General features: G+C 26.5%; 5 protein-coding genes. 3 read left to right on the top strand and 2 right to left on the bottom strand.

Annotated features, from left to right (window positions below; all coding sequences use genetic code 11):
• On the top strand, nucleotides 1–816 hold an 816-nt coding region (locus KGF50_RS20555; RefSeq protein ID WP_227849779.1), incomplete at its 5' end, for a hypothetical protein.
• Nucleotides 817–895: 79 nt separating this feature from the next.
• On the opposite strand, the gene KGF50_RS20550 is transcribed toward KGF50_RS20555, so the two are convergent.
• Nucleotides 896–1,387 (bottom strand): GNAT family N-acetyltransferase, encoded by a 492-nt coding sequence (locus KGF50_RS20550; RefSeq protein ID WP_227849778.1) that lies wholly within the window; start codon nucleotides 1,385–1,387, stop codon nucleotides 896–898.
• 60 nt (nucleotides 1,388–1,447) lie between these two features.
• On the bottom strand, nucleotides 1,448–1,888 hold the full coding sequence (locus KGF50_RS20545) for a GNAT family N-acetyltransferase (RefSeq protein WP_227434133.1): 441 nt from the start codon (nucleotides 1,886–1,888) through the stop codon (nucleotides 1,448–1,450).
• Nucleotides 1,889–2,048: 160 nt separating this feature from the next.
• Between KGF50_RS20545 and KGF50_RS20540 the strand changes: the two genes are divergently transcribed.
• Nucleotides 2,049–3,110 (top strand): SpoIVB peptidase S55 domain-containing protein, encoded by a 1,062-nt coding sequence (locus KGF50_RS20540; protein ID WP_227849777.1) that lies wholly within the window; start codon nucleotides 2,049–2,051, stop codon nucleotides 3,108–3,110.
• Nucleotides 3,111–3,251: 141 nt separating this feature from the next.
• Nucleotides 3,252–4,076 (top strand): sporulation transcription factor Spo0A, encoded by an 825-nt coding sequence (gene spo0A / locus KGF50_RS20535; protein WP_003424711.1) that lies wholly within the window; start codon nucleotides 3,252–3,254, stop codon nucleotides 4,074–4,076.
• Nucleotides 4,077–4,258: the final 182 nt, after the last annotated feature.

Below are 4,258 nucleotides of genomic sequence, written 5' to 3'. Positions count from 1 at the left end.
GTATTAGGGTATATTTTATTAACTATTAATAGTATTAAAAATAATCTTGAAACTTCTAATGATAAATTAGATTATTTATCACGAGAACTTATGAATACTAAGTCAGATATTAGCAATACAATTAATGAAGAAATGTCCAAGAGTTATATAACAAAAAGTATTGATTTAAAAGTTAAAAAATTAGAAAAAGACGAATGTGTGATTGATGTGGATACACAGTTGAGTAAACTTGGTAAGGATGGCAAGGTACTCTTTATGTATAAAGCAGATAGTGATAAATGGAATGAGATTGAGATGACAAAACATGGAGAATTATCATATATTTGTGAAATAAAAATAACTACAGGTAGTGAATATGATTATAAAGTAGTTACAAGTGGTACAATATCTGAAAGCTCAGATGTTCAAAAACTGACTAAGTCTGATTATATGCCTGAACCACCTGTATTTAATTATGGAATAAGGGACAATAAGGAATATTTTATTGAAATATTGGAAAATAGCAATCTATTTAATCATGAAAGTGAAAAATCAAAAAATAAAGTTTATGATAATATCAAGTTAAAAAATGTAGATATTATTGTAAATGAAGGTAAAGGTGACATTGTATATAAAGCAAAGTCTGCTAAAGTATCGAATGATAGTAAAGATGATAATATAGATAGAAATCAAGTAAATTATGAGTCTACTTTTCCTAAAAAGGATATTAATGATATAGTTTATATTAAAGCAAAGCTTACATACAACAATGGAGTAGAATATATAAAAGATATAACTGAAGATATAAGTATTGGTTTGGAAGACTTAGAGAAATAAATATATTCAAAATAATTTAATCAATAAAATAGAGTATAAATAAAATGTCTATAATTTTATTTATACTCTATTTTTTTATTTATAATTTTAATTCCATGTATCTAGCCCCTTCGATTGGATTATAAGTATAAGGGTTTATATCATAAAAACCAATTTTTTCGTATAAACCTTGAGCGCTTTTCATGCTTGGAAGAGTATCTAGTCTCATATATGTATATCCAATCTTTTTAGCTTCTTTTACAATTTCTTCTAATAATATTTTTCCTATTTTAAGTCCTCTAAATTTATCTCTTACATACAACCTTTTCAATTCACATACATCATCTTCAAGTTTTTTTAATGCAACACAACCTGCTAAATTTTCATCAACAAATGCTAGTATTAATGAACCAGAAGGTTTTTTATACTTTCCTGGAAGTGTTTTTAATTCATTATTAAAGTCTTGGAAACATAAATCTATATTCAATGAATTTGAATATTCAGTGAATAAAATCTTTACATTTTCAAGATTTTCTAAATCATTTGCTTCAACAAATTTTAAAATTACATTTTGAGTCATTTTATTTATCATTATATAAATATTTTTATATAATGATTTCACCTCCTTGATAGATATATATTTTTGTTAATATCAATTAGATTTTAATACCATTACCTTTTCTCCACCATAGTCAAGTTCTCCATTAAACTCAAATCCAAAGCTTTTGTAAAGTCCAATAGCCATTTTGTTGTTATCGAATATACTAAGGTATAACTCATTGCAATTATATTCATTTTTAAGATGATTTATAAGGAAATCCAAGGATGCTTTTCCATACCCTTTGCCTTGATACTTTGAGTCAATCATGAATCTATCAAGCCAAACTCTATCATCTTCTAGGCGACCGTACATAGCAAATCCTATTAGTATATTGTCATCATATATTCCAACAGGTATCCAAGCCGTTATAAACTTAGACTCAGCAATAGAAAGTGCATTGCTCTCTATATAATCTAATTGATTTTTATCTACAGACAAATTGACTAAATCATGCCAATTATTTATGTCTGCAATTCTTACATTTAATTTCAAAATATTACCGCCCTTCAAACTTTTTACTACAATATAATACTACCATATTATAGGCTAAAAAGCACTTAGTAAGATATACAACGAGGTTTTTAAATGAATAAATTTTTACGAAAAAGGAATTATAAATACATAATAATACAGCATAGGAGTAGATGAATATATGAACAAAATAAATAAGAATTTCAAAAATATTTGGATAATATTAGGAGCTGTATCGATTTTTATGATGGTTATAATTTTTCAAAATAAAAATTGTAATACGAATAATGAGACCCCAATAGAAACTTTTACGATTAAGAATCATGATAAAAAATATGTATATCCACTTGGAAATATAATTGGAGTGAAAGCAAATACAGATGGTGTATTAGTTTTAGGGTATGAGGAAGAGGACATAGATTATATTGGAGGCATACAGATTGGTGATAATATAGTAAAAATAGATAATAAAAAAATAAAAAATAGTCAAGATGTATCAAAAATTTTAAATGAAGCTAAAAAAAGTAAAGTAGAAGTGACTTTTGAAAGAAAAAATAAATATAAAACAGAGACAATAGAAACTAAAAAAGAAAATGGTAATTATAAACTTGGATTATGGGTAAGAGATAAGATATCTGGAATTGGAACTATGACTTTTTATGACCCTAATATGGAAAAATTTAAAGCAATTGGTCATGCTATAAAAGATTCGGACACTAATGAACTATTAAAGATTAAGCAAGGGTATATATATAAGCCAGAAAAACTAAAAATAGTAAAAGCTAGTAATGAAAAAGTAGGTAGAATAAAAGGTGATTTTAATGATAGTAATCTGATGGGAAATTTTTCGAATAACTCAGAACTAGGTATAAGTGGTAATATTACAGAAAAACAAAATAAAGAATTTAGTTTAGCAAATAAAGAATTACAATTAATCGAAGTTGGAAGACCTCAAGATGTAAAAATAGGGGATGCAATAATCCTTTTTGAAGACAAAAACAAAAATATAACAAGCTATGATATAAAAATAGAAAGTATAGTATATGATAAAGGAAATTATAGAGATATGGTAATAAAAGTTGTAGATGATAAGTTATTGGAATACACAGGAGGTATTGTACAGGGGATGAGTGGGGCACCAATAATACAAAATAATAAAATTATTGGTGCAATAACTCATGTTTTTAGAGATAATCCGAAAAAAGGATATGGTATTTTTATAGATGAAATGATAAAATTGTAGGTGAGGCATTAAAAAATTTTATTATTTTATCACTTATCTAGGAGGAATATAATTTTGAAGTGTCGAATATGCTTTAGAGTAGATAATTAGGAACAATTTGTGTAAAAAGTTTAGTTTTCTGTAATAAGAAGATGTTTTTTAATGGGGGGATTTTTAGTGGAAAAAATCAAAATAGTTTTAGCAGATGACAATAAGGATTTTTGTCAGGTATTAAAAGAGTATTTGTCTAATGAGGATGATATCGATATATTAGGCATAGCTAAAGATGGGATTGAAGCATTAGATTTAGTAAAAAAGACACAACCAGATTTATTAATATTAGACGTAATAATGCCACATCTGGATGGATTAGGTGTAATTGAAAAATTAAATACTATGGATATACCTAAAATGCCAAAGATAATAGTACTATCAGCAGTAGGTCAAGATAAGATAACTCAAAGCGCAATAAATCTAGGAGCAGATTACTACATAGTAAAGCCGTTTGATTTTGTTGTGTTTATAAACAGAATTAGAGAACTTGTTTCTAATAGAGTTACTCAAGTAGAACCAAAGCCTAGACCAGTTCAAGAAACTCAAATGACAAGAAGTGATTTTGTTAAAAATGTAGGTAACATAGAAACAGAAATCACGAACATAATACATGAAATAGGAGTACCAGCTCATATAAAAGGATATTTATATCTAAGAGAAGCTATAAAAATGGTCATTGATAATGTTGAACTTTTAGGTGCAGTAACAAAAGAGTTATATCCAAGTATAGCTAAAAAATTCAATACAACACCAAGTAGAGTTGAGAGAGCAATAAGACATGCCATAGAAGTTGCATGGAGTAGAGGAAAAGTTGACACAATAAATCAACTATTTGGATATACGGTACACAATACTAAAGGAAAACCAACTAATTCAGAATTTATAGCAATGATTGCTGATAAATTAAGATTAGAACATAGTATGGTTAAATAAATAGACATAAAAAGTAAGACCTTTCAATAAAGGTATTGGCAATAAATATGCATTACAAACAGCAAAACGGTATAACCAATAGGGTTATACCGTTTTGCTGTTTTAATATATAATAAAAACTTTATTTTTTCTTTATTATTTGCTTAATATAATTTTATTATACTATGGACATAGTATGTACC

This window comes from Clostridioides sp. ZZV15-6598 (assembly GCF_020657705.1).
In the GTDB taxonomy this organism is placed as follows: Bacteria; Bacillota; Clostridia; order Peptostreptococcales; family Peptostreptococcaceae; genus Clostridioides; species Clostridioides difficile_F.
This window is presented reverse-complemented; position numbering and strand designations above follow the sequence as displayed.

Bases quoted from the DNA above. Each gene is read 5' to 3' on its own strand.
- KGF50_RS20550 (WP_227849778.1), bottom strand. From the start codon at position 1,387: ATGATAAATAAAATGACTCAAAATGTAATTTTAAAATTTGTTGAAGCA.
- KGF50_RS20540 (WP_227849777.1), top strand. From the start codon at position 2,049: ATGAACAAAATAAATAAGAATTTCAAAAATATTTGGATAATATTAGGA.
- spo0A (WP_003424711.1), top strand. From the start codon at position 3,252: ATGGGGGGATTTTTAGTGGAAAAAATCAAAATAGTTTTAGCAGATGAC.